This window comes from Microbacterium insulae (genome assembly GCF_042677065.1).
Classification (GTDB): domain Bacteria; phylum Actinomycetota; class Actinomycetes; order Actinomycetales; family Microbacteriaceae; genus Microbacterium; species Microbacterium insulae.
The window spans coordinates 196797-218353 of record NZ_JBHTII010000001.1 but is presented as its reverse complement, the minus strand read 5'-3'; the positions used below and the strand labels follow the sequence as shown (position 1 = coordinate 218353).

20 protein-coding genes and 1 pseudogene are annotated in these 21557 nt (G+C 64.7%); 13 read left to right on the top strand and 8 right to left on the bottom strand.

Annotated features, from left to right (window positions below; translation table 11 throughout):
• The first annotated feature begins 8 nt into the window (after positions 1 to 8).
• The 3 genes from ACFQ0P_RS01035 to ACFQ0P_RS01025 all read left to right on the top strand — a co-directional run bounded on the left by ACFQ0P_RS01035 (position 9) and on the right by ACFQ0P_RS01025 (position 1266).
• Positions 9 to 413: a DoxX family protein gene (locus ACFQ0P_RS01035; protein WP_204979884.1), complete on the top strand. Its 405-nt coding sequence runs from the start codon at positions 9 to 11 to the stop codon at positions 411 to 413.
• A 32-nt stretch (positions 414 to 445) separates the two neighbouring features.
• Positions 446 to 748, top strand: a complete 303-nt coding sequence (locus tag ACFQ0P_RS01030; protein ID WP_204979883.1) for a putative quinol monooxygenase — start codon at positions 446 to 448, stop codon at positions 746 to 748.
• 77 nt (positions 749 to 825) lie between these two features.
• Positions 826 to 1266, top strand: coding sequence for a GNAT family N-acetyltransferase (locus ACFQ0P_RS01025; protein WP_378771059.1), 441 nt, complete (start codon positions 826 to 828; stop codon positions 1264 to 1266).
• 10 nt (positions 1267 to 1276) lie between these two features.
• Here the strand turns inward: ACFQ0P_RS01025 and ACFQ0P_RS01020 are convergent, their stop codons facing one another.
• A complete protein-coding gene (locus ACFQ0P_RS01020; RefSeq protein WP_204979882.1) occupies positions 1277 to 1585 on the bottom strand; it encodes a hypothetical protein in 309 nt (102 codons plus the stop codon).
• 44 nt (positions 1586 to 1629) lie between these two features.
• Entirely contained in the window at positions 1630 to 1770 is a 141-nt protein-coding gene (locus ACFQ0P_RS01015; RefSeq protein ID WP_204979881.1) for a hypothetical protein, read from the bottom strand.
• Between the two features lie 101 nt (positions 1771 to 1871).
• On the opposite strand from ACFQ0P_RS01015, the gene ACFQ0P_RS01010 reads away from it, so the two are divergent.
• Positions 1872 to 2186, top strand: coding sequence for a hypothetical protein (locus ACFQ0P_RS01010; RefSeq protein ID WP_204979880.1), 315 nt, complete (start codon positions 1872 to 1874; stop codon positions 2184 to 2186).
• 97 nt (positions 2187 to 2283) lie between these two features.
• The gene (locus ACFQ0P_RS01005) at positions 2284 to 4350 is read left to right on the top strand and encodes an alpha/beta fold hydrolase (RefSeq protein ID WP_204979879.1); all 2067 of its coding nucleotides are present in this window, start codon (positions 2284 to 2286) and stop codon (positions 4348 to 4350) included.
• A 2-nt stretch (positions 4351 to 4352) separates the two neighbouring features.
• Here ACFQ0P_RS01005 and ACFQ0P_RS01000 read toward each other — a convergent pair whose 3' ends face one another.
• Positions 4353 to 4856 (bottom strand): nitroreductase/quinone reductase family protein, encoded by a 504-nt coding sequence (locus tag ACFQ0P_RS01000; RefSeq protein WP_204979878.1) that lies wholly within the window; start codon positions 4854 to 4856, stop codon positions 4353 to 4355.
• Positions 4857 to 4957: 101 nt separating this feature from the next.
• Between ACFQ0P_RS01000 and ACFQ0P_RS00995 the strand changes: the two genes are divergently transcribed.
• Complete coding sequence (locus tag ACFQ0P_RS00995) at positions 4958 to 5776, top strand: VOC family protein (protein WP_204979877.1); 819 nt, start codon at positions 4958 to 4960, stop codon at positions 5774 to 5776.
• A 51-nt stretch (positions 5777 to 5827) separates the two neighbouring features.
• Here ACFQ0P_RS00995 and ACFQ0P_RS00990 read toward each other — a convergent pair whose 3' ends face one another.
• The 3 genes and pseudogenes from ACFQ0P_RS00990 to ACFQ0P_RS00980 all read right to left on the bottom strand — a co-directional run bounded on the left by ACFQ0P_RS00990 (position 5828) and on the right by ACFQ0P_RS00980 (position 8213).
• Positions 5828 to 6637, bottom strand: coding sequence for an Ltp family lipoprotein (locus tag ACFQ0P_RS00990; RefSeq protein ID WP_378772332.1), 810 nt, complete (start codon positions 6635 to 6637; stop codon positions 5828 to 5830).
• Between the two features lie 108 nt (positions 6638 to 6745).
• Positions 6746 to 6913: pseudogene (locus tag ACFQ0P_RS00985) on the bottom strand (DUF2510 domain-containing protein); the annotation flags it as partial.
• Between the two features lie 682 nt (positions 6914 to 7595).
• Complete coding sequence (locus ACFQ0P_RS00980) at positions 7596 to 8213, bottom strand: hypothetical protein (RefSeq protein WP_378771053.1); 618 nt, start codon at positions 8211 to 8213, stop codon at positions 7596 to 7598.
• A 119-nt stretch (positions 8214 to 8332) separates the two neighbouring features.
• On the opposite strand from ACFQ0P_RS00980, the gene ACFQ0P_RS00975 reads away from it, so the two are divergent.
• The 5 genes from ACFQ0P_RS00975 to ACFQ0P_RS00955 all read left to right on the top strand — a co-directional run bounded on the left by ACFQ0P_RS00975 (position 8333) and on the right by ACFQ0P_RS00955 (position 14440).
• Positions 8333 to 8512 (top strand): helix-turn-helix domain-containing protein, encoded by a 180-nt coding sequence (locus ACFQ0P_RS00975; RefSeq protein WP_378771050.1) that lies wholly within the window; start codon positions 8333 to 8335, stop codon positions 8510 to 8512.
• Positions 8513 to 8840: 328 nt separating this feature from the next.
• Entirely contained in the window at positions 8841 to 9920 is a 1080-nt protein-coding gene (locus ACFQ0P_RS00970) for a DNA cytosine methyltransferase (RefSeq protein WP_204979874.1), read from the top strand.
• 9 nt (positions 9921 to 9929) lie between these two features.
• On the top strand, positions 9930 to 12098 hold the full coding sequence (locus tag ACFQ0P_RS00965) for a BbrUII/HgiDII family restriction enzyme (protein ID WP_204979873.1): 2169 nt from the start codon (positions 9930 to 9932) through the stop codon (positions 12096 to 12098).
• 264 nt (positions 12099 to 12362) lie between these two features.
• A complete protein-coding gene (locus ACFQ0P_RS00960; RefSeq protein WP_204979872.1) occupies positions 12363 to 13331 on the top strand; it encodes a DUF3825 domain-containing protein in 969 nt (322 codons plus the stop codon).
• Between the two features lie 149 nt (positions 13332 to 13480).
• The gene (locus ACFQ0P_RS00955; RefSeq protein WP_204979871.1) at positions 13481 to 14440 is read left to right on the top strand and encodes a hypothetical protein; all 960 of its coding nucleotides are present in this window, start codon (positions 13481 to 13483) and stop codon (positions 14438 to 14440) included.
• A gap of 171 nt (positions 14441 to 14611) precedes the next feature.
• Here the strand turns inward: ACFQ0P_RS00955 and ACFQ0P_RS00950 are convergent, their stop codons facing one another.
• Positions 14612 to 17353 carry an AAA family ATPase gene (locus ACFQ0P_RS00950; RefSeq protein ID WP_204979870.1) on the bottom strand — a complete coding sequence of 914 codons (2742 nt, stop codon included), beginning with the start codon at positions 17351 to 17353 and terminating at the stop codon, positions 14612 to 14614.
• A gap of 560 nt (positions 17354 to 17913) precedes the next feature.
• Here ACFQ0P_RS00950 and ACFQ0P_RS00945 point away from each other — a divergent pair.
• Positions 17914 to 19146 (top strand): AAA family ATPase, encoded by a 1233-nt coding sequence (locus tag ACFQ0P_RS00945; RefSeq protein ID WP_204979869.1) that lies wholly within the window; start codon positions 17914 to 17916, stop codon positions 19144 to 19146.
• Between the two features lie 656 nt (positions 19147 to 19802).
• Here ACFQ0P_RS00945 and ACFQ0P_RS00940 read toward each other — a convergent pair.
• Complete coding sequence (locus ACFQ0P_RS00940; RefSeq protein ID WP_204981477.1) at positions 19803 to 20252, bottom strand: very short patch repair endonuclease; 450 nt, start codon at positions 20250 to 20252, stop codon at positions 19803 to 19805.
• A gap of 188 nt (positions 20253 to 20440) precedes the next feature.
• Here ACFQ0P_RS00940 and ACFQ0P_RS00935 point away from each other — a divergent pair, with 188 nt between their 5' ends.
• Entirely contained in the window at positions 20441 to 21520 is a 1080-nt protein-coding gene (locus tag ACFQ0P_RS00935; protein WP_378771043.1) for a DNA cytosine methyltransferase, read from the top strand.
• Positions 21521 to 21557 lie beyond the last annotated feature (37 nt).

Sequence of the window (21557 nt, the reverse complement as noted above, 5' to 3'; positions counted from 1 at the left end):
GTCGAGCGATGACCTCGACCCCGAAACCACTCCGCGTCGTGCGGACCATCGCGCGATGGCTGCTGATCGGGCTGCTCGCGCTCGCCGGGGCATCCCACCTCACGTGGGGCAGGCGCGGGTACCGCATCGTGGTGCCGGACTGGTCGACTCGCTACACGGGTCTCAGCAAGGACGCTGTCGTGGTGGGCTCGGGGGTCGCCGAGTTGCTGCTCGCCGGTGCCGTCGCCACCATGCCGCGCGAGCGGAGCGTCGGCTGGCTCGTCGCGGGCTTCTTCGTCGCCGTCTTCCCCGGGAACGTCCACCAGTGGCGCACCGGCCGGTCGGCTCCGATGCTCCGCACGGATCGGGCCCGGTTCGTGCGCCTGTTGCTGCAGCCGGTCCTCGTCGTCTGGGCGCTGTGGAGCGTGCGCTGAGTCGTGTCGGTGCTCGTCGTTAGCGTGGGGCCATGGTCTTCGCGAATGCCGGCACGCTCGGTACTCTCCCCGGACGACGCGACGCGCTCGTCGCTCACCTGACCCGGCGCAGCAGCGCTCTGGCCGAGATCGGATGCCTCGCCTACGAGGTCGGCGTCAACGATTCCGAGCCCGACACCGTCTTCGTCGTCGAGCTGTGGGAGAGCGCCGAGGCGCATCGGGCGTCGCTTCAGCTTCCTGAGGTCCAAGCATCCATCGCCGCCGCGCGGCCGATGCTGTCGGGGGAGTTCGGCGGCTTCCAGTTCGATGTCGTCGGGTCGCCGCTGCGCGACTGACACGGTCGCGCGCGGTCCAGTCCACTCGCATCCGATAGGCCCGGTCGCCCCGGCGGCCGCTGCTGGTGAGATGAAGTGTGCCTGACGAACTCGTCTTCTCCTCCGACGCGGCGATGATCGACGTGGATCTCGTCCACCGCTGGCTGTCCGAGGAGTCCTACTGGGCCCGTGGCCGGACGCGCGAGAACCATGAGCGTGCGATGGCGGGCTCCCGCAACTACGGCGTCTTCGACGCGCGCACCGGGCGGCAGCTCGCGTACGCGCGGGCGATCACGGACAGCGCGACCTTCGCGTGGATCGCCGACGTGTTCGTCGATCCCGCGGCGCGCGGGCGCGGGGTCGGCATCCGTATCATGCGGGGCATCCTCGACGACCTCGAGCCCCTCGGCCTCAAGCGCACGGCGCTCTTCACCGAAGACGCACACACCCTGTACGAGAAGTTCGGGTTCCAGCGACTCGACGACCCGGAATGCTGGATGCTGCGCTGGGGCGCCGGGTTCGCGCCCGTCGGGGCCTAGCCCGGCACGGCTACCAGTCCCGCGGCCCCGGCCCGGGGTTGAAGTCGGGGCGCCGACGCTCGCCGTCTCGGAAGTCATCGATGCCGCCCGGAGCCCGGCGGGCCGTCCCGGAGGCCCCCGCGTCGGGGTAGCCGGCGCCTGTCGCCCACAGCTGGGGGAGCGGCTCGCGCTTGTCGTGTAGCGCCGCGCGCCGCGCGTGCCGCTTCGCTCGGGATTGCGCCAGCCGACCGCTCGCCCAGCGCAGCACGATCATGAAGATCGCGCCCCACATCAGCCCGATGACCAGGCCGACGAAGAACATCGATACTTCAGGGTTCACAGGATCAATCTAGGGCGCCATCCCGAGCTTGGGGCCGCCGCCCCTCAGGTCGGCTCGGTCGCGCGCACGAGCCCGCAGTTGAGGCACGACCACGCGACAAGGAACCTCTCGTCGTCGAGGATCTCGAACGTGAGCGGATCGCCGCACGTCGGGCAGACGCGCGGGTCCGCGGCATCCTTCGCCATGAGGTCAGCCTACGATTCCGGATGCCGCGCAGGGGAGCGTTCGTGTCGGCGGTGAAATCGTAGGATTGCCTCGACGGCCGGAGGAAGGTTCCCGGGCCGACTTGACGAAGAACCGTCGCTACGAGGCGCACTACGACGACCTCAACGATCGCAAGATCGTGCAGGCCGCGGCCGACCTCACGCCGACGACGCTTCCGCTGCAGGCCTACGGCCCGAATCCGATCGCGTGGGCGGCCCGTGACGCACAGCCGCCCGTGTGGGCGTGGGTGTCGTGGCGCAACGCGCCGGCATCGAAGATCCCGGCCGTCGCCGCCGGGTGGAACGACCGCGTCGTCGTGGTCGAGTGGGAAGCTCCCGGCGGGCGTCGGTCGGTGGTCGTATGGCGCGGCGCCGTCACGCACCGCGCGGTCGGCTGAACTCCCTCGTCCCTGACGAGGCCGTCGACGACGGCCATGGGCTTCCCCCGTGTGGCGGGCCCCACTACCATCTGGCCATGAGCCTGTGGGGAAGGCCATGACTCGCGAGCGCGCCGAACTACGCGTTCATGGCATGGGTGACCATGACTACCTGTCGGCGCTTGGGCGCGCGCGGGTCGTGACGATTCGTCATCCGGACGCGCCGGATACCGCTGTTCCGCCCGACATCCCGGAACACGAAGTACGCCTGCTCAACTGGTCGAGGACTTCGCGGCACAGTGCAGGGATTGCGTGGTATCTCGCGTTGCCGTTCACGCTCGTGAACGTCGCCGCGCATATGGGCAGGAAGGATTCCGCCGGCCATCGGTGGACGCTGTGGGCGGCATCCGTCCTGGCAGGTGTTGCGTTGACAATCACCGCCCATGTGTGGCTCGTCGCGCTCGTGGAGACTGTCTCCCGACAGGTGAGGGCGACTTACAGCGATGAGTACTCGGGCGCGACCGTGGTCATCGCGGTCACAGCGTTGCTGGCGCTGCTGATCGCTGTGCGCTGGATCTACACGTCCTATCGTGTCTCGCGCCGCTCAGAATCGCGGATGCGGGTGTGGAAGCCCGCCTGGTCGATCGCCATCACGTCCGCGCTCAACCTGGTGGTCGTCGTCGTGCTCGGCGTCGTCATGGTGACGTGGCCACCGACACAGATTCCGTTCGAGTTCCCGCTGCTCTCGACCCACGTCCCAGAGAGCGACGGTGCCTTTCGCCGGATCGTCGACGAGTTCCCCGGCAGCGTCGTGGATGCGGTCTGCGCCGCGCACGGCGCCGGGAGCCCCCTCCTCGAGTGGCGACTGAATCCCCTTGCCGCCGTCGTCTTCGGAGGCTTCGGCTTCGCGCTCGCGACCTCCGTGCTGCTCCTGCTCATTGCCCCCTTCTTCGGTGCAAAGAAGACCATCCCGACCTTCGCTGGCGCTGCGCTCATAATCGGCGTCGGGATCGCACTGCTCAATGCCGTCGCGGCCACGCTTCGACTCGGCCTCGAGTGGGTCATGATCTTCCTCGACTCTCAGGACTCGCTTGGCTGGTTGGCGCGGCCGTCGGGCGCCCAGGGTGGTGGCCCGGACGAGCGGGCGGCGGTGATCGGCGCCGTCTCAGAGCGGTACGTACTGGCCTTTCAAGGAGGCATCGCCCGGTGTCATCCGAACGATGTCGTGCCGCCCTACGCGACGACCTACTACCTTGACTCCTTGCCGCTCATCGGCCTGCTCGGCCTGCTCTCTCTGGCGTTCGGTCTGTGGCTCGTCAATCGCAGCGCGCTCCAGCGCATCACTCGTACCGGCGACCTTCCTGCAAAACAGGTGAAGCTCGAGTTCGCGCACGACGTCGTCGGCAGACTGGGATCCCGTCTTTGGATCGGGATGCTCGTTGCCATCGTCACCTGGCTCGCGCTGGTCTTCTTGGTGTGGGCTGCCGTGACTCAGGGCTTTTCAAGCTGCAACTGGTGCAGCCGCTTCGTGCGGGATGCGGTGAGGGTGGTGGCGCAGGTCGTCGCCGTCGGCGCGGTGATCTTCGTGATCTGGGGCCATCCGCAGACTGTGAGACGCATCTTCGCGATGGTCGCCGACATCGCCGGATTCTGGGATCCGACATTCCATCCGCTCGCCGGTGACACCTACCGACACCGCGTCATAGTCGGGCTGGAAGAAGAGGCTGACAGCATTTCCGATCGAGATGTCGTCCTTGTGGGCCATTCTCAGGGCTCTGTGATCGCGGCCTGGTTCTCGGCGAATCGAGAGCAACCGACCTTCGCCCTGGTGACCTGCGGATCCCCGCTGGTCTCGCTGTACCAGACGTTCTTTCCCGGGTATTTCGACGATGACTTTTTGAAGGCGGTAGATCGGGGAACACTCTGTTGGCGCAACTTCTGGAGGAGGACCGACCCCATCGCGACTCCTGTTCTCCGTCAGATCGGAAAACCTGACGGCGACGTGCGCCTCCAAGATCCGCTGCCGGTCAGTGAGGTCCACGGCGCGCCGCCGCCGAGCGTCCGCGGCCACTCGGACTACTGGACGGACCCCACCCAGATGGCGACGGTCGTCGGACTGATGGAGATGGCCGAGGTCGCCGAATCGAGCGAGGACGGCGCGCAGGACGACGCTGAAGAGCAGTAGGCTCAGGCCTTCATCTCCAGCGGCGCCGACGCGGCCTCTCGCAGTCGCAGCGCGTGCGTGATGCCGAACAGCGAGATCGCGACGCGGTCGGCCGCGGCAATGGGCGTCTGCACGATCGGCACGACCTCGGGGTCGGTCGCCTCGATCTCGCGCCCGTCGTGGATCACGGTCGCGCCGCCGGCCGCGCGGACGTTGCGCAGCCACTGCGTCCCCTCGCCGTAGACGAGCGAGATGTAGAGGTCGTCGCCCACGCGCTTCACGCCGACGGGAGTGTCGTAGACGCGGCCGCTGACCCGGCCGGGCACGCGGACCACGGCCCACGGGGATCCGGCGGTACCGGCATCCCGTAACGCTCCGCGATTCAGCACGTCGCGCTGCATTCTGCGGGCGAAGCCCAGCACCCTCTCGTCGCGCGATCGGACGCCCACGACGAACGCGGTTCCGGCGACGAGGACGGCGCCGACCACGAGGGCGGCGATGACGGAGAGCGTGCGGACGAAGGCCATGACCTCACCCTTCTCAGACTGTGCGGACGCCCAGACTCGTGGGTTTCCGCGCTGGGCGCAACCCCCTTGGTGTCGCTCTGATGGCACGGTACTTTCCCGCCATGGAGAGCCCGCACATCACCGATCAGCGCGCGTATCCGCCGGGGGCGCCGAGCTGGATCGACCTCGCCACAACCGACCCGCATGCGACCTGCGACTTCTACGCGGGGCTGTTCGAGTGGTCCTGGGAGGAGGTTGGTGACGGCTCGTACTGGGTCGCACGCCTGGACGGCCATGACGTGGCCGCGGCGCGGCGCGAACCCGACGACGACGGGTGGATGAGCTACGTCGCGACCGACGATGTGGACGCGCTCGCGGCGAGCGTCGAGGATGCCGGGGGCACGGTCATCGATCGTCCGGCCGACGTCGGAGCGGCGGGCCGCGGGGCGACGCTCGCCGACCCCGACGGCGCTCGGTTCCGCGGCTGGCGCGCGGGCAACCGACTGGGCGCGCAACTGGTCAACATGCCCGGAGCCTGGAACTTCAGCATCCTTCACACCCCCGACCGTGCTCGCTCGATGGACTTCTACGGTGGCGTCTTCGGTTGGAGAGTGGATGCCGCGCTCGGCGCCGGAATGATCAGGCTGCCCGGCTACGGCGACCACCTCGAGTCGACGATCGATCCGGGCATCCGGGAACGTCAGGCGTTCGCACCCGAGGGCTTCGAGGATGTCGTCGCCGGGCTGAGCGACATCCCGGCCGGGCCGGCACGGTGGGTGATGATGTTCACCGTGGCCGACCGCGACGAGGCGGTCGAACGCGCGGTCGGCCTCGGCGCGACCGTGGTGTCGACGCAGGACAGCGAGTGGACGCAGGAGGCGGAGCTGCTCGACGTCCGTGGATCGGCGTTCGTCGTGAGCGCGCTGGTCAAGACCGAGTAGGGAGGCACTCGGTCCGGCGCGCTCGCCGCGCGCCGGACCGTCTGAGTAGAGTCAGAGGCCTACCTGGTCAAGCGCGTAGTTGGCCTGCTCGGGGGTGAACGACTCGCCGTACTCGCTGGTCAGCTGCTCGAACAACCCATCGCGACTGAAGCCCTTGAAGTCGAGATAGGACTCCGCGGACTGCACCGCCTCCTGGTTCCAGTCGACGCCACCCGTCTTCTCAATGTGCGCGATGGCAAACTCAGCGTCCGCCGGATCGAACCCTTCCCCGTATTCGCTCGTCAACTGCTGAGTGAGCCCGGCACGGCTGAAGCCCTTGAAGGACAGGTATGACTCGGCGGAGCGGACGGCAGATTGCTGAGCAACGGTCATCGCTGCAAATGCTTCCTCGGCTGCGGCGGCTGCTTGCTCTTCCTCCGTGAGGATCTTCTCAACGTTGACGACAACCGTGTCGCCCTCCTGGGCGGTGTCCCCGGCGGCGGGTGTCGTTGACTTCACAGTCCAGTTGTCGCGGTCGAGGACGACGCCTTCCTCCGCAGAGAACTCGACGTCGAGCCCAACGTTCTCGATAAGCGCCTGTGCTTCCTTTGCAGTAAGCCCGGTGGTGTCGGGGACCAGCACCTCAACTGCGGCGGCCTCCTCCTGGGACTGAGCGCTGGGAGGCGCCGGCGCGGTCGAGTCGCCACCTCCGCCACGGGCCAACGCGTTGCCGACGCCGCTGATCAGGATGATCCCCGCGACAATACCGACGGGTATGACGATGGCCTTGCGCTTGTACCACGGGCTGTTGGCGGGCGGGGTGGTGGGCGCTGACGTGGTCTGAGTTCCGGGATCGGCCGTGGATGCGGCGGGGCGGGACATGTCCACACGCCACTGCGCACCGTCCCAGTACATCTCCGTGCCGGGTACGGAGCTGTTCGGGTACCAGCCCGGCGCGGACATCGGGGTCGTGACTTCCGAGGGGGCCGATCCGACCGGCCGAACACTCTCGGACCACGCCGCGCCATCCCAGTACCGCTCTTGGCCGGCAATACCGGCGGGGTACCATCCGGCGGGCGTGGTTGAAGGCGTCGTATCTGGCAAAGAAGTCCCTTTCGATTTCCGGCTACAACACGTTGGCGGGCCGGGAAGCTGCATCGCGAACTGGCGACCTCCGAACTCTATGAATGCCACCTCACCGCACTCGCAGCATTAGCTCAGGTTTGGACTAAGAGTCCCAAGAACTGCAGACTCATGCCCATTCGTCGGCGGTGATTGGATGCCGCGGAGCGACGGCGACGGCCGCGAACCCGAGCCCGAGCGCAGCGAGCTCGGCGATCAGCGGATCCATCATCGGTCCGGGGAGAACACGCCCCTCAGGAGCGAGACACGTTCCACATCGCCAGCGTAGGTCGGCGATCGCCCCGCCCCTCGATCAGCGCCCGAGGGGGGCGGCAAAGGTCGGCGTTCCACCGCGCCGGGGCGGGGAGCGGCGAACCGCCCGGGATGCCCCGGGTGATGCCTCGGACGATCAGCCAGGCGAACGGCACCGACGCCAGGAGCAGACTCTCGCTCACGATGCTGACCGAAGCTGACCTTTGGTACCGGAAATGTCGGAGAGCGATTTCCGAGATCTGCAGATACCTGCAAAACCCGCGGAATTCCGCGGGTTCTCAAGGTTCCGAGGTGCGTTTGGCTTCGCCCGAAAACACCTGGAATCTCACGAAGTGTGGGCAAAATGTGGGCAAATCTGGGCGCGTGGTGGAGCCCCGTGCGCGGCCGCCACTCGCCGAACCCCAATGCCCCTGGGGTGGGAGGTTAGGCGCCACCGGCGGGCCACTCAGCGTCCGAGTGACGGGCCTCCGGGCTGGGCCGGCCCCTGGTGGGGGCTATAGGGATCCACCGCTGGCGCCCGCCGGGGTTCCTGAATGCGGACTTCGGGAGCCAAACCCGAGTCGCGTGCGCGACTCATGAGCCGGGTCGCGGTGCTCTGGCTGATCTGGAGAGTGTCCGCGACGAGCTTCAGTGGCGGATAACTGAGCGCTGCCGCGACGCGATAGACGGAGATCGCGGCGTACAGCGACTCCAAGGGCTCGCGCTCCTCATGTGCCCGCACGCGGGTGAGATAATCGCGTACCGGAATGCGGTTTGTGTTGGTGCCGTCCTCAGCGCCGACGTTGACGGTGACGACATCGAGCGCTGACCTCGTCATGATCCAGTGCGTCCGCACCTCGCGGAGCACCTGGCTGGTGATGTCGACGCCCTCTCCAGCGCGCTCGAGAGCAGCGAAGACGACGGCGGTGCGTCCGAGCGAGTCGTCCCACTCCACGCGGACGGTGATCGTGCCGGGCACGTCCTGCTCTCCCGACACGCGCGCTCTCCAGGATCTCGGAAGCGTCACCCCACTCCCGAGATCAATGCGTTCTTCGCTGAAGTCATACGCCTCGACGTCTGCCATGAAGCCCACTATCCCAGGTCATCGGAGATTCGCGAAGAGGACTGTCGATCTTGGCTCACGGGTGTGGTACGTTTCGACGAAGGGAGACTGACATTGCTGGCTCAGAGGAAGACAGAACCATGAACCGATCACAGCATTCGCTCGCACTGACAATGAAGGATGCCGCCAAGCTCGTCGGCGTCGACTACCGCACGATCAAGCTCGGCATCGAAAGCGGGACGATCCCCACCGTCCAACTCGGCCCGCGCCGGATGATCCCTCGCGTGCCGTTGCTACGCGCGTTCGGCGTTGACGCCTGAACAGAGGCCGTTCCGAGCAGGGAGTCTGACCGTTCGTCCAACACTCGCTTGCGGGTGGTAGCCCACCGACTGCCGCATCGCCGTCCGCCGAGGTGCTCCGCTTCGACGCCTTTGCACACACGGTGTGCGGTCGTTGCAGGCCGGGGCACCGGATTCCACACCTCGCTCCACACAGTGATCCCGCGTTTGGAGATGTCGGAGGTGGTCGCTTGGCTTTGATCGTGGATCGTGTCGGCCCGGTCGTCGACGCGAGCGCCATTTGACGACACAATGGGGAGGGCCCGCGCCCCGGCGTGGGGCTAGTAGGCCGAATGTGGGGAGGCTGCCGGTGACCGGCGTAATCGAGGACACACCTGACAGGGCACCGGTGATCAGTGCCGTTGACCTCTTCTGTGGCGCGGGCGGGCTGTCAACAGGGCTTCAGGACGCAGGGGTAGTAGTCGTCGGCGGGGTCGATATCGAGGCCAGTTGCGCGTACCCGTTCGAGACCAACATTGAAGCCCCTTTCCTCCACTTGGACGTCCGACACGTCACAGCGGCACACCTAGAGCCGCTGTGGGTGCCCGGCTCGGTGAGAATGCTGGCGGGCTGCGCGCCGTGCCAACCGTTCTCGGCATATCGTCGGGGGACTGACACCTCCAAAGAAGAGCAGTGGCCGCTTCTCAGGGAGTTCGCACGCCTCGTTCGAGAGGTGCAGCCGGATCTGGTCACGATGGAGAACGTCCCTCGTATAGGCACATCGGCCATCTTTGAAGAGTTCGTTGCTGAACTCCGCAGCGAGGGCTTCGAGGTCGACTGGCAAACGGTCTACGGACCCCGCTACGGCCTTCCCCAGCACCGCCGCCGAATGGTGCTACTTGCCTCGCGCTTGGGCTCGATAGCGGTGCCCGCGGGCAGTCGGAACGACGGAGAGTACAAGTCGGTCCGTGACGCCATCGGCGTCCTTCCCCCCGTCGTTTCCGGAGAGAGCGACCCTCACGATGCGCTTCACACCGCACGCAGGTTGTCGTCGTTGAACCTTCAGCGCATCCGCGCCTCCGCGCCCGGCGGGTCGTGGATGGACTGGCCGGAAGATCTTCGCTCTCCGTGCCACAACAAAGCGTCAGGCGCGTCGTTCAAGAACGTCTACGCGCGGATGGAATGGGACAAGCCGTCGCCCACGATCACCACGCTCTCCAACAACTTCGGTGCTGGGCGATTCGGGCATCCGGAGCAGGACCGCTCTATCACACTGCGGGAAGCGGCGATCCTTCAGGGCTTCCCGCGGGATTACCGCTTCATCAAGCCGGGAAACAGGCTCAATGTCACTGCCACGGCGCGCCTCATTGGTAACGCCGTACCCCCGCCTATTGCTCGCGCGATCGGCGAGGCTGTTAGTTTGCACGTGGAACGAAGCCGAAGGAACTAGGGGGATCCTGTGTCGGACGCTGGCGAAGCGGGTGAAAAGTCAGTCGTGGGGCAAGATGACGCCGACGCCGTCTACACGATGTCGGTGGAGCTGTCAGTCCTGGAGTCACTTGGCATCAACCTGTATAGCAACGCGGCCGCGGTGCTCTCGGAACTGGTGGCCAACGCCTACGATGCCGACGCCGGAACGGTGAGCATCACGTGGCAGCCTCGCGTGCCGGAAGAAGAGTCGGACGGTGAGAAGAAGCTCGTCGAGGTGGTCGTCAGCGATGACGGCTGCGGCATGACTCAGAAGCAGCTCAATGATCGATTCCTTACCGCCGGGTATAAGAAGCGGGACGAGGAAGGCAATGTCTCAAGCAAGTGGAACCGCCCGTTCATGGGTCGCAAGGGGATTGGAAAGCTCTCGGTCTTCTCGCTAGCCCGGCAGGTCGAGGTGTTCAGCAAGGTCGATGGTCATCCTGCGAATGGTCTGCGAATCGTTGTTGCCGACCTCGAAGCAGCGATTCGTACCCCTGGTGCTAAGTACCATCCAAAGCCGATCCCGGTGCCGGCCGAGTACGACAAAGTCGGGACGACGTTGGTCTTGAGCGACTTGAAGAGTCAGCGGGCGGGCCTTACTGCCGCGGCTCTTCGTAAGCGGCTCGCTCGCAGATTTGACGTTCTTGATCCTCGCGAGCCTGGCAAGGGCGGATTCCACATCGCCATCAACGGCAAACAAATCACATGGGCAGATCGACAAGAGCTAAAGAAGCTTCAGTTCATCTGGGAATTCGGCGGAGCGACGATACCGGCGGAAGCGCTACCCAACGACATCATCCGTTTCACACTGCCGCGCACGTTCGTGGACGAGGAGGAAGGATGGCGAGTCAAAGGATGGTTTGGAACGACTCGGAAGCCGACGGACCTCGTCGATGATGACGAAGCAGGGTCGCTGAAAAACATCATTGTGCTGGCACGGAAACGGCCAATTCAGGAAGGGATCATCGAGAAGCTCGATTTCAGCCGGATCTTTGGCAATTACGTCACGGGTCAGATTGAGGCCGATTTTCTGGATCTGGACGACCCGAATTACGATGACATCGCGACAAGCGACCGCCAGCGTCTGATCGAGGATGACGACCGGGTTGTGAAGCTGCAAGAATTCCTGCGCGCGGCTTTCGTCACAGCTGCGGACCAGTGGTCGGCAGCGCGTCAAACCGAAGGTGCGACCGACTCGCTGGAGAAGTACCCAAAGCTCGCCGCTTGGATCGATTCTCTTCCGGACTACCAGAAGCCTGCGGCCAGGAAGATGATCGGCACGATTGCGAGCCTTGACTTCGAGAAGAAAGCGGAGGAATCGGCACGACGAGATCTCTTCCGTTCAGGAGTGCTAGCTTTCGCACGCGTTGGCCTACGAGAGAACACGGAGCAGCTTGATCTCCTGGCCAGCGTCACGGCGGAAGATCTCCTGCCGCTGCTCGGCCAGCAGGATACCTACGAAGCGGGGCTATGGGTCGACATCCTCAAGTCGCGCGTTGAGGCAATCGAGAAGCTGCAGAGTCTTACCGACGCGAACGAGAAGGAGAAGGTACTTCAGCAGCACCTTTTCGAGCATCTTTGGCTTCTTGACCCCTCGTGGGAGCGGGCAACAATTCAGCCGCGCATGGAGGAAGACCTTCGCAAGATCGAGCCTGGCCTCTTCGCGATGGACGAAGAGGAAAAACAGATAACTGGCCGAATCGATATCCGCTATGCCACCGTGAGCGGACGGCACGTCATCGTCGAGCTTAAGCGCTACAACCTCACTGTTGATGCGCGCGAGTTGGCCGAGCAGGGTCTGAAGTACGCGAAGGCGCTCGCAAGCATCCTCACCCAGCAGCAACGCGAGGCTGAGATCCCAAACATTGAGGTTGTATTTGTCCTAGGCAAGAAGCCCGGCACTCAGGGGCAAGGCCCGTCCCAGAATGAAGCCGATTTCTACGCGGCGACATTCCAGGCCTCTAGAGGATCTTTCCGCCTGTACGACGCTCTGATCGACTCGGCGAAGAATCAGTACCAGGAATACCTGGACGCTTCTGGTAAAGCCCGGGCTCTGGAGGATCTGCTCGGGACCCTCGAGGAGGCTACCGAAGATGGGACACTCGATGATTCAACTGATGTCGAGCCCGGCGATGTCGAGTCGGCCGTAGTCGGTTAGCGGTGGAGTCTGCTCTCAGCGCCGTGGAGCGGGGATCGTCGGCCCCTCGAGCGCTTGCAGGCAGATAAAACCGTGCCAGGCACCCGTGAGAGTTTGGGGCAGCCCCGGCGGCGGGGAAATCACTTCTAACTCGCTCGGGGCGCAATCGATCGGCCACCGTTTACATCTGCGCTCTGCGACGCCGCGCGATCTCTCTTCCTGAACGGTCGGCCGGTACGCGGTTCCGTCTCCCGCCCCCGCCCCCGCCCCCGCTAGTGTTCAGGAATGGATGCGGTCCCCAGCCCTGCCGAAGTCGCCCGGCGACAGTCTCCCGAGATCGGCCCTGTTACGGACGGCCATGCTGAGGCTCTCCGTACATTCGCGTTCTTTCCGTATCGTGGTCCGAAGTCAACTCCTGGAACTTTGCAGCCGGCTGAGCTGGGGCGGCGCGCGTGGGACGACACCTTGCGCTCTCTCGCCGCGCTTGCCGAGGCGGAGGAATGGACAGGTTCTACCCCGACGAATCGCCCCCTTCCGATCCTGGACAGTTTCCTTCGCTATACGCACCGCCGGCTTGTGATGGAGGACAAAATCAGCGTGACGGTGGACGGCGAGTACGCGGCCTCGAACACGGGGCTCCTAACTCCGCACGCCGAGGAAATCTTCGGGTTCTATCAGCGCAACCAGCACGAAGACGCGCAGCATTGGTTCTTCGTCGGGTGGGTCCCGGAGTCGAATCGCGAACTACTGAGGCACTTTGACGAACCGCCGCAAATGGCGGAATACGTCACGTCGGCCTCGGAGCTAGTGTACGACTGGCGTCGCGAGTTGAAGCTTGCATACGATCACATTCTTGGCGACAACATCGACCGTTTCCCCGCGGAGATGGTAGAGCAGCCGTTGCGCGCTCGACAGGCTCTCGACTCAGCCATCAATCTCACGCTGCGTCGCGTTCGCCGCAACCACAAGCTTGTGATTCCGCAGTGGTATCCGAAGCTGGGAGAAGCTGGCGCGCAGTTCCTAATGCCCCTGGATCTCACCGGCGACGGGACAGCCGACCTTGCGCTCGTTGTCTCGGCGATTGGAGATCGCGCGTACCGCGGCCACACGGTCCTCACGCTCGACATGGCGTACACCAACGCGCGGCTGGTTGCTCGACCTGACAGCGATTGGCTGGCCCCGAGCGCGGCGCCAAACCCCGCAATGGACGAAGCCTTCGCAGCTGGGGAAGCTGCAGGCGACTCATTGCTTTGACCCGATCGACCGGAGCGCGCTCGCCGAGTTGACGCATTGTCCACGCCACCACACGATCGGGCGCTGCGCCGGGAGTTGATTTCGCCCGTCGCCATCCGCCTGCGACCCGTCATCCAGTGATCCCTGCTGCCCGCACTAATGTATGGCCCATGACCGATGCGCGCCCGACCTGCTTTATCGCAATGCCAATCACTACGCACCCTGAGCAAGCAGAGACGTACGGGGACGCTGAGCATTGGATACATGTCATGGAGTCGCTCTTTATCCCCGCGGTAACTAGGGCTGGCTTCGAGCCGATCAGCCCGATCGCCCAGGGAACAGATTTGATCCATGCCGGGATCGTGAAGCACTTGTCCACCGCCGATCTAGTGCTCTGCGACATGAGCAGCCACAACCCAAACGTGTTCTTCGAGCTGGGCGTTCGCACGGCTGTGAACCGCCCAGTCGCCCTCGTCTGCGAGGTGGGTACACGGCTTCCGTTTGATATCTCCAGCCTGAACACACATTCATACAGACCCACGCTCAATGCGTGGGACACGGAGGCTGAAGTTGCTTCCCTTGCTGCGCACATCACCGAAAGCGCGGCAAGCAGCGATAACAAGAACCCACTGTGGCGTCATTTCGGATTGACCATCGAGGCAACGGAGCCACAGCCCGGCGTTTCACGTGACGAGGCGCGTGACGAGCTCATGTGGGAGAGCCTCCACGACATTCAGCGCCAACTGTCTGAGTTGTCTAGTGAGCGCACGCTCAGGACGCCCTTTGGTGTGGACGACGTGCTCAGCCTGGATCGCGCATCCGAGCATCTGGTGCCGAGCGAGACGAGACTGCGGGGCCAACTGCTGGTCAACGACATCGCAAAGACAGTCCACCGAAACGTCAAGCCGAACTGGAGAGTTGACGACACAGGTGGGTTGCATTTGGCAGTCAGATTCTCAGCGTCCGAACACGGGGTCATGGCCGCTATGCCAGTTCGCGATCACGATCTCCGGGTGGTCGCGCGCCGTCACTCGTTCGAACTCGTTGGGCTCTCCAAGAATCGTGACGGTGTAACGGGAGCACAGTTTGCGCCCCACGACCAAGCGCTCGGCACGACCCCGATGGAGTGACCGCCTTCGACGGATGCCTATCCAAGGGCACGCAATGACTTGCCGCGACCGGAAGCCGGTTCCCCTAATGAACCAGGCGAGGAGCTGTCGCTGGGCCCTCACGACGCATCGACCTCGGCCGACTAGCCAGCCCAAGAGCCTGCCTACTGAACGCCCACATATCAAGCGCCGCTACATCCCAATCCCACGCATCCCTCCCGGCGCCCCGACCACTGGGCCCGTCATCATTCCCACCTCCCGGTTCCTCGCCGCACGGCGCACCTCTGCCTGGGCCGCCCGCACCGCATCCTGCATCGTCAACTCCGGCGTGCCGCGCTGCATCGACTCGGCGAGGCACTCGCGCGCCGCCGCATCCGTCCGGGCGACGACGATCGCGACGTTGTGTAGTCGACCGCGGGTGAGGCCGACGTAGAGTCCCGCGGCATCCACATCGGGCCCGACGACCGAGGCATCGGCGGTGTCGCCCTGCACGCCGTGCACGGTGGACGCGTAGGCGAGCTGCACGTGCTCGCACGCGTACTCGGTGGACACACGCGCCACCTCGCCGCTGTCGCTCACGGAGACAAGAGACAGGTACTCGTCGCTGATGCCGCGCACGATCCACTGCGCGCGATTCTCGACGCCCGTGAGCCGGTCGTTGCGACGGGTCTGGACGGTGTCGCCGACGAGGATGCGCTGCTGCCCGATTCCCCACGCGGCGACACGGGCGTCGAGCTCGCGCTGGTCGACCCGTCGCTGCTGGATCGCGTCGTTGATCGCATCCGCCTCAGCGTTCGTGCCGGTTACCAGCGTCACCCGCTTGCCGCGTGCGTGCCAGTCGAAGTATGCGTCGATCATCCGCTCACGCGCCGCGTCGTGATGTTCGACCCGGTCGACATGACCGTGTTCGGCAAGCTCGCCCGCAACCTTCAGCGCACGCTCGCGGTCACCCGCATCCCGGAGCCGCAGTGTGAGCGTCGCATAGTCGAGATCGCGGAACCGGTGCACTGTGTCGAGCTCGACCGCGGTGTTCGCGTGCCGGATCGCAGCACCCATCGCACCCGCATGCCCGACTGGCAACGCCTGATGCGTGTCACCCACGAACGCCAGCCCGACACTCTGCTCGATCGCGAGCTCGACGAGCACGCTAGCCGTCTGCAGATCGACCATGCCGGCTTCGTCGACGACGATCCGATCGCGAGAACGCAGCACGTACTGGGTTGGTCCGCGGTATACGGCGCCTGTGCCGGGATCGACATCCCCCACTTGAAGCCTGGTCCACACCTTCGCGCCGGCCCCGTCGGTGGCCCATCTGTAGCCATGGTCCGAAAGCAAGGCATGGATACTGGATGCCGCGGCCCCGACCTCGCGAGACGCCACCGATGCCGCCTTTCGCGTGGGGGCGACGACGAGCATCCGTCGCCGTTGCGACGTGAGCGCCGCGAACGCCGCGCGCAGCATCGTCGTCTTGCCTGTGCCGGCGGGGCCGGCAACGGTCACGAGCCCGTCCGTGCCGGCGATGGCGCACGCTGCAACGCCCTGCGACGTATCCAGCGCCGACAGAACCGCGTTTGGTGCGAGCCGGTGTAACTCGTCCGGCAGGAGGGAGCGCCCGGGTCGGGCGAGCACGCCAAAGCGGCCAGCGAGGCGCACCTTGGCGAGGACGGTTTCCGTCGCCATGAACGCCTTCACGTGCGTGGGTGGATCATCCGCAACGAGCCGATAGGCGGAACGCATTGCACGCTCCGTGATCTCGGTGATCACACCGCCGAGACGGTCGCGTTCGGCAACGACGCCCGTGCGCGAAAGCGCACGTATTGCGCCCGCGCGCATGTCTAAAATGCTGAACCTCCCGCCGCATGACGTGGATCGTTCGTCCGCGTCGACCACCGCCTGCGCCGCGAGCAGGTCCAAGTCGATGGCGTGCTGCTCCGTGGCGGCAACTGGAATGGGTGCGCGCGGGCCGGTCAGATTCGGATCGATCGCTGCGATCTCGTCGCGGACCCGGGCCTCCCAAGACGCCTCGTCGAGATCCACCGGCTTGTCCGGACGCGACACTGCCCACGCGCGTCGATCGATCTGCTGCAGCACCTCCACGCTCGGCGCAGATCCCCCGTGCGCCGCCGACCACTCCGCGATCAAACGCGCGCGATTTGCCTCGATCTGTGCCGACCGACGTGAGACGGGTCGGACGGCGCCGGCGAGTTCGGCGATCTCTCCGGCGTCGTTGAGCGTGTAACCGTGTCGGGCGAGTGCGGCGATCCAGCCGGGATCGGTGCGGGCGGCAAGCTCACCCTCGGCGTTGACGACGGTGTGCAGCTTCATCGCGACGCGCGAGTCGAGGTTCGACCACTTGCCGTCCGCGCCGAGCACTTTGATGTTCAGCCACAGGTGACGGTGGATGTGCGGGTCGAGCGCGCGCGAGCGCCGATGCTGCAGCTCGACGACCTCGATGCGGGTGACCTTCTCGCGGATGACCCCGCCGTGCCCGCGCCGTGCGTTGAGCTCCGTCTGCCACGTGAGCAGGATGCGGTCACGCAGCCGGTCCTGAAGCGCCTCGAACTCGGTGGCGAGCTCGGGATGCAGCAGCGCCGCGATGCTGTACGACTTCGGATGGTTGAGTGTTCCGTCGAGCAGCAGGTCGGCGTCGGGGCTCAGCCGCTGATGGCCCCGCTCTTCCCCGGTAACCGGGTCATGTCCGGTGAGCCAGACACGAAGGCCGCCGGCCGTGAGTTCGTCGGAGGTGATGATGCCATTTGCCGCGATGAATCGCGAGACGGTCGAACCGGATGCCGCACTGTACGCTTCGAGCGCGTCAACACCGGGGGAGCGCTGCAGGTGAGCATCGCAGGTGCCCTCGAGCGCGTAGGAGATCGCTTGTCGAACCCCGCGGGATTCGACACCTCGCTTCCATCGCTCCAGGCCTCCGCGCACGCCGCCAGGATAGGCTAGGTTTTCCTCGCTATCCAGGGATTTTTCTGCCATGCAGGTGCATGTCGGGGAGTGCCTTTAAAGGGTGTCGTTCACCACGGGTGCCTGCGTGCATCACCAGTTGCTGATCTTCTGATGGATCACCAATCGCTGATCTTGTGATGGATCACCAATCGCTGATCTTGTGATGGATCGAGCGTCCCCTATCGATCACGCGGGATCTTGCATCTCGGATCTTTGACGGGTCCGACGCTCGTTTGAGGTGAAGGGGAATGGCGATCGCCTCGAGCCCGAGTCACCGCAACGCGGTGGCGCGGGACGGGTTCCGCGCCACTGACGCCCCAGTCGGTAGACGCATCAGCTTTAGTCAGGTCTCTCCGGTTACCCCACGGTGCGCCGATAGGCGGTCTCGAACGCACTCTCGTTCGCTGGGCTCGCGATACGTCTCAATAGTCAATCGATCGGGCATCCTTGAGATCGCACTCGATTCGCGTGCGCCCGCCCAGCAGGCTTGGCAGGACCAAGCCCTCGGAGAGCACCTGCCAGGCAACCCGGAGGACCTGATGTACCGACTCCATGGATACCGATCAGCCCGCTTCGACTTCTCGCTGAATCGGTCCGAGGCGCTTGATAATTGCTTCTCGATCGTGATCGGGCCGAATGGAACTGGCAAGAGCCGGTTGCTGGGCGAACTGGCCAGAACTGCGCTCTCGGACGACTCCGGCTATAGGCAAGACGAAACTCATCCACCGACCCGCGTCCTCGCGATATCGAATCTGGTGACAGACGTATTTCCGTTCGTCCAAGCGAATTCGTCGGCATACCGCTACCTGGGCCTTCGCCAAGCGTCGAACTCAATGTCGAGTGGCGCCGCGACGTCATCGCTGGCTCGATACTGGGCAGAGATCCGCGTCGATCAACCATTCGACTTCAACCTCGGCTCCGTACTGGACTATCTGGGGCTGCCGCCCGCGTCTCTTGCTGTGAAACGCGGCGTGAGGCCAACTGCAGCAAAAAACGCGCGCGAGTCGCTGCGCCGCATGCTCTCCCGCAATGGGCATGAGCCGATCGAATGGGCAATCGATGACCTGGATGGTGCATTTCGGACGCTTTCGGACGAGCTGCGCGCGATGGCTAAGGCTGAGCAGTCGGACTACGCAGTGGTTAGCCTCGTCGGAAGGTTGGCCACTGAAAGCGGACTCGACGTAGGAACCGTCGTGGATGCGTTGCGGCGCATCTATAGCGTGCGGCTGGACATGAGTTTCGGGTTGCGCTCCGCTAGGCCCTTTGAGCCCAGCGCCGGTCAGACCCTTTTGCTCTCGATGGCCTTGCGCCTAGTTGCAAGCCTCCGTCCAGACTCTCTCGTCCTTATCGATGAACCGGAGACCGGCCTGCATCCGAACTGGCAATCTGACTTCGTTCGGTTCCTGGAATCGCTGTTGCCAACGGGGATGGGATGCCATTTCTTGATCGCTACCCACTCGCCCTACGTGGCCGCGGGTGGAACGAACATCCTCACCCCCAGCGTCGAAGGTGGTTTCGAGGAACTCGAGACGGAGCACCAGGGCATGTCAGTGGAGAGCATGATCTATCGCGTATTCCAGACACGAGTTGTCGGGAGCGAGACCGTCGATCACGACCTCACGTTGATTATCAACTGGCTTGGGGCTCAGGGCGAAGCCCCGACGCAGGCCGTACGGAGAGCGGCTCAAAACCTATCTCGGCTGGCTGGCCCCGACACGACGACTGTCAATGATGTCCTGGCGGAGTTTGAGGCGAAGGCTGGCCATCGCTGATGCGAACGGTCAGGCAACCGCCTAGAGCTCTCGCTCTTTCCGCCGCAGACAGTCGCGACGCCGACGGTGCGATCCGAAAATGGAACTCTACCAAGGCTACGAAGGGCTTCAGGGTTCAACTAACATCCTGGCTGGCTAGGCGCCAAAAGGGCCGGTGCACGTATTGTTCTCTCCCAGTTGGCGACGCTGGCCGTCGGTCGAGGGCACTCGACCACTTCGTGCCAAAAGCGGGCGCAACTGGCGTGGCCGACTGGACTTTCGAGCTATGCAACCTGATTTTGGCTTGCGAGTTCTGCAATGCTCGCAAGAAGCGAAACTTCAACCCACTGATTGCTAGAGGGGCTTCATATCGCAAGTCCGAGTTCAGCTTGTTCCATCCCTACCTGGACCGGGCTGCTGATCACATCGAAGGCGGCTATAGGGGAGGTGCTGACGAGCCATCGACGCCCCGAGGACTCTCTGATGCCGGGCGGGCAACGATTAGGCTCTTTGAGCTGGCCACCCCTGGGGTTCGCGAGTTATGGATCCAACAGCGGCGGATAGCGGTCGATCGAAATGTTCGGCGGGATTGGACCGCGAGTCGGCTCGACGAGTTTGAACGGGCGCGCGACGAGTTGGAGAGAAGTTTCGGATTGCGATGACACTTGCTGAGGCGCTCAACGCTCGGATGAGCGCCGGCTTGCGCCGAGTGCCCTCGTCGGCGCGTGGGAGCGCACCGCTGTGATGATGATGTTGGCAGCCTCCGCGGGTGAAACGTGCTCCCAGATTCGAATGACGGTCCAGCCCGCGGCGCTCAGTAGTTGGTCAGTGTCGTGGTCCCGGGCTACGTTCTTAGCGAGCTTCGGGCGCCAGTAGCCGCTGTTGGTGGCGGGGCTAACGCCGTGAAGTGGGCAGGAGTGCCAGAAGCATCCGTCGATGAACACCGCAATTCGCTGTCGCGGAAACACGATATCCGCCTTTCGTCGGCCCCCGAGTGGGGCGAAGTCCACGCGGTAGCGAAGACCAGCGCGGTGTATCAGTGAGCGGACCGCCAACTCAGGCTTCGTATCGCGCCGTCGGTTGCCCACCATTGTTCGGCGCGCAGCCTCGCTGGAGGCCCAGGACATCGTCACCCCAGGAGGGTAACCGGCGTTCCGCGCGTCGGGAAGGGATGGTGTCCGTGCCCGACCATACGATGGCCGAAGGTAGCTTCGCTGTCCGCCTCTCGATGCGGGGCAAGCGGATGCCGTAAGCTGCAGGGGCGGTTCACGCTCCTCGATCGGGATGGAACACGGTGTCACGACTTTCCTTCAGGATGGGTGAGCTCTTCTCAGGCCCCGGGGGCATGGCGCTCGGGGCCCACAACGCCGCCCTGGCGACCGGTGTGGAGCTGATGCACGCTTGGGCGAACGACTACGACCAGAGCACGTGCGATACGTACGTGGCCAACATCCCCGGGGCCACTCAGGCCACCGTCACGTGCCAGAACGTCCGTGATTACCCGATCGAGCAACAAAGCAAGGTGAGCGGATTCGCCTTCGGTTTCCCGTGCAATGACTACAGCCTTGTAGGCGAGTGGCGCGGGCTCGATGGTAAGTACGGCCCGCTCTACTCATACGGTGTCCGGGTGCTCGATCACCACAACCCCGACTGGTTCGTAGCGGAGAACGTCTCCGGACTGCAGAGCGCGAACGCCGGACGGGCGTTCAGGCTCATCCTGGACGAACTGGCCGAGGCCGGCGAATTCGGCTATCGCCTCTATCCTCATCTCTACAGTTTCGAAGAGTACGGCGTCCCTCAGAAGCGGAAGCGCATCATCGTCGTCGGTGTGCGCAAAGATCTTGACGTCGACTTCCGGGTGCCCAGCCCCGCTCTCTACGCCGGGCTGGACGTATCGGCGCGCACAGCCCTCACTGTTCCTCCAGTGGGAGGCAATCTCGCAAACAATGAACGGACTCGGCAGTCGGCTCAGGTGGTTGAGCGGCTCGACCATATTCGCCCTGGGGAGAACGCCTTCAACGCGGACCTGCCTGCGCACCTGCGACTCAATGTGAAGGGAGCCACGATCAGCCAGATCTATCGCAGGCTCCATCCGAATGAGCCGGCCTACACCGTGACGGGCTCTGGGGGCGGGGGAACGCACGTGTATCACTGGGACGAGTCACGAGCATTGACCAACCGCGAGCGTGCGCGCCTGCAGTCCTTCCCGGACACCTTCGTTTTCAAGGGAACGAAGGAGAGCGTTCGCCGGCAGGTCGGAATGGCAGTCCCCGTAAAGGGGGCCGAGGCGGTGTTCACCGCACTCTTCCGTTCGTTCAATGGGCAGCCCTACCCGGCCATCGACGCCAACCTTGCCCATCTCGTAGCCTCAGACCGCAACCTCGCGCGCGCGTAGCGCCCGGGTCGTCAACCGCTCGGCGTCGAGAACTGAA

What these genes read in the sequence shown, in the direction of transcription:
- ACFQ0P_RS01035 (WP_204979884.1), top strand. Translation starts at nt 9, where the DNA reads ATGACCTCGACCCCGAAACCACTCCGCGTCGTGCGGACCATCGCGCGA.
- ACFQ0P_RS01030 (WP_204979883.1), top strand. Translation starts at nt 446, where the DNA reads ATGGTCTTCGCGAATGCCGGCACGCTCGGTACTCTCCCCGGACGACGC.
- ACFQ0P_RS01015 (WP_204979881.1), bottom strand. Translation starts at nt 1,770, where the DNA reads ATGGCGAAGGATGCCGCGGACCCGCGCGTCTGCCCGACGTGCGGCGAT.
- ACFQ0P_RS01005 (WP_204979879.1), top strand. Translation starts at nt 2,284, where the DNA reads ATGACTCGCGAGCGCGCCGAACTACGCGTTCATGGCATGGGTGACCAT.
- ACFQ0P_RS01000 (WP_204979878.1), bottom strand. Translation starts at nt 4,856, where the DNA reads ATGGCCTTCGTCCGCACGCTCTCCGTCATCGCCGCCCTCGTGGTCGGC.
- ACFQ0P_RS00995 (WP_204979877.1), top strand. Translation starts at nt 4,958, where the DNA reads ATGGAGAGCCCGCACATCACCGATCAGCGCGCGTATCCGCCGGGGGCG.
- ACFQ0P_RS00990 (WP_378772332.1), bottom strand. Translation starts at nt 6,637, where the DNA reads ATGTCCCGCCCCGCCGCATCCACGGCCGATCCCGGAACTCAGACCACG.
- ACFQ0P_RS00980 (WP_378771053.1), bottom strand. Translation starts at nt 8,213, where the DNA reads ATGGCAGACGTCGAGGCGTATGACTTCAGCGAAGAACGCATTGATCTC.
- ACFQ0P_RS00975 (WP_378771050.1), top strand. Translation starts at nt 8,333, where the DNA reads ATGAACCGATCACAGCATTCGCTCGCACTGACAATGAAGGATGCCGCC.
- ACFQ0P_RS00960 (WP_204979872.1), top strand. Translation starts at nt 12,363, where the DNA reads ATGGATGCGGTCCCCAGCCCTGCCGAAGTCGCCCGGCGACAGTCTCCC.
- ACFQ0P_RS00955 (WP_204979871.1), top strand. Translation starts at nt 13,481, where the DNA reads ATGACCGATGCGCGCCCGACCTGCTTTATCGCAATGCCAATCACTACG.
- ACFQ0P_RS00945 (WP_204979869.1), top strand. Translation starts at nt 17,914, where the DNA reads ATGTACCGACTCCATGGATACCGATCAGCCCGCTTCGACTTCTCGCTG.
- ACFQ0P_RS00940 (WP_204981477.1), bottom strand. Translation starts at nt 20,252, where the DNA reads ATGTCCTGGGCCTCCAGCGAGGCTGCGCGCCGAACAATGGTGGGCAAC.
- ACFQ0P_RS00935 (WP_378771043.1), top strand. Translation starts at nt 20,441, where the DNA reads ATGGGTGAGCTCTTCTCAGGCCCCGGGGGCATGGCGCTCGGGGCCCAC.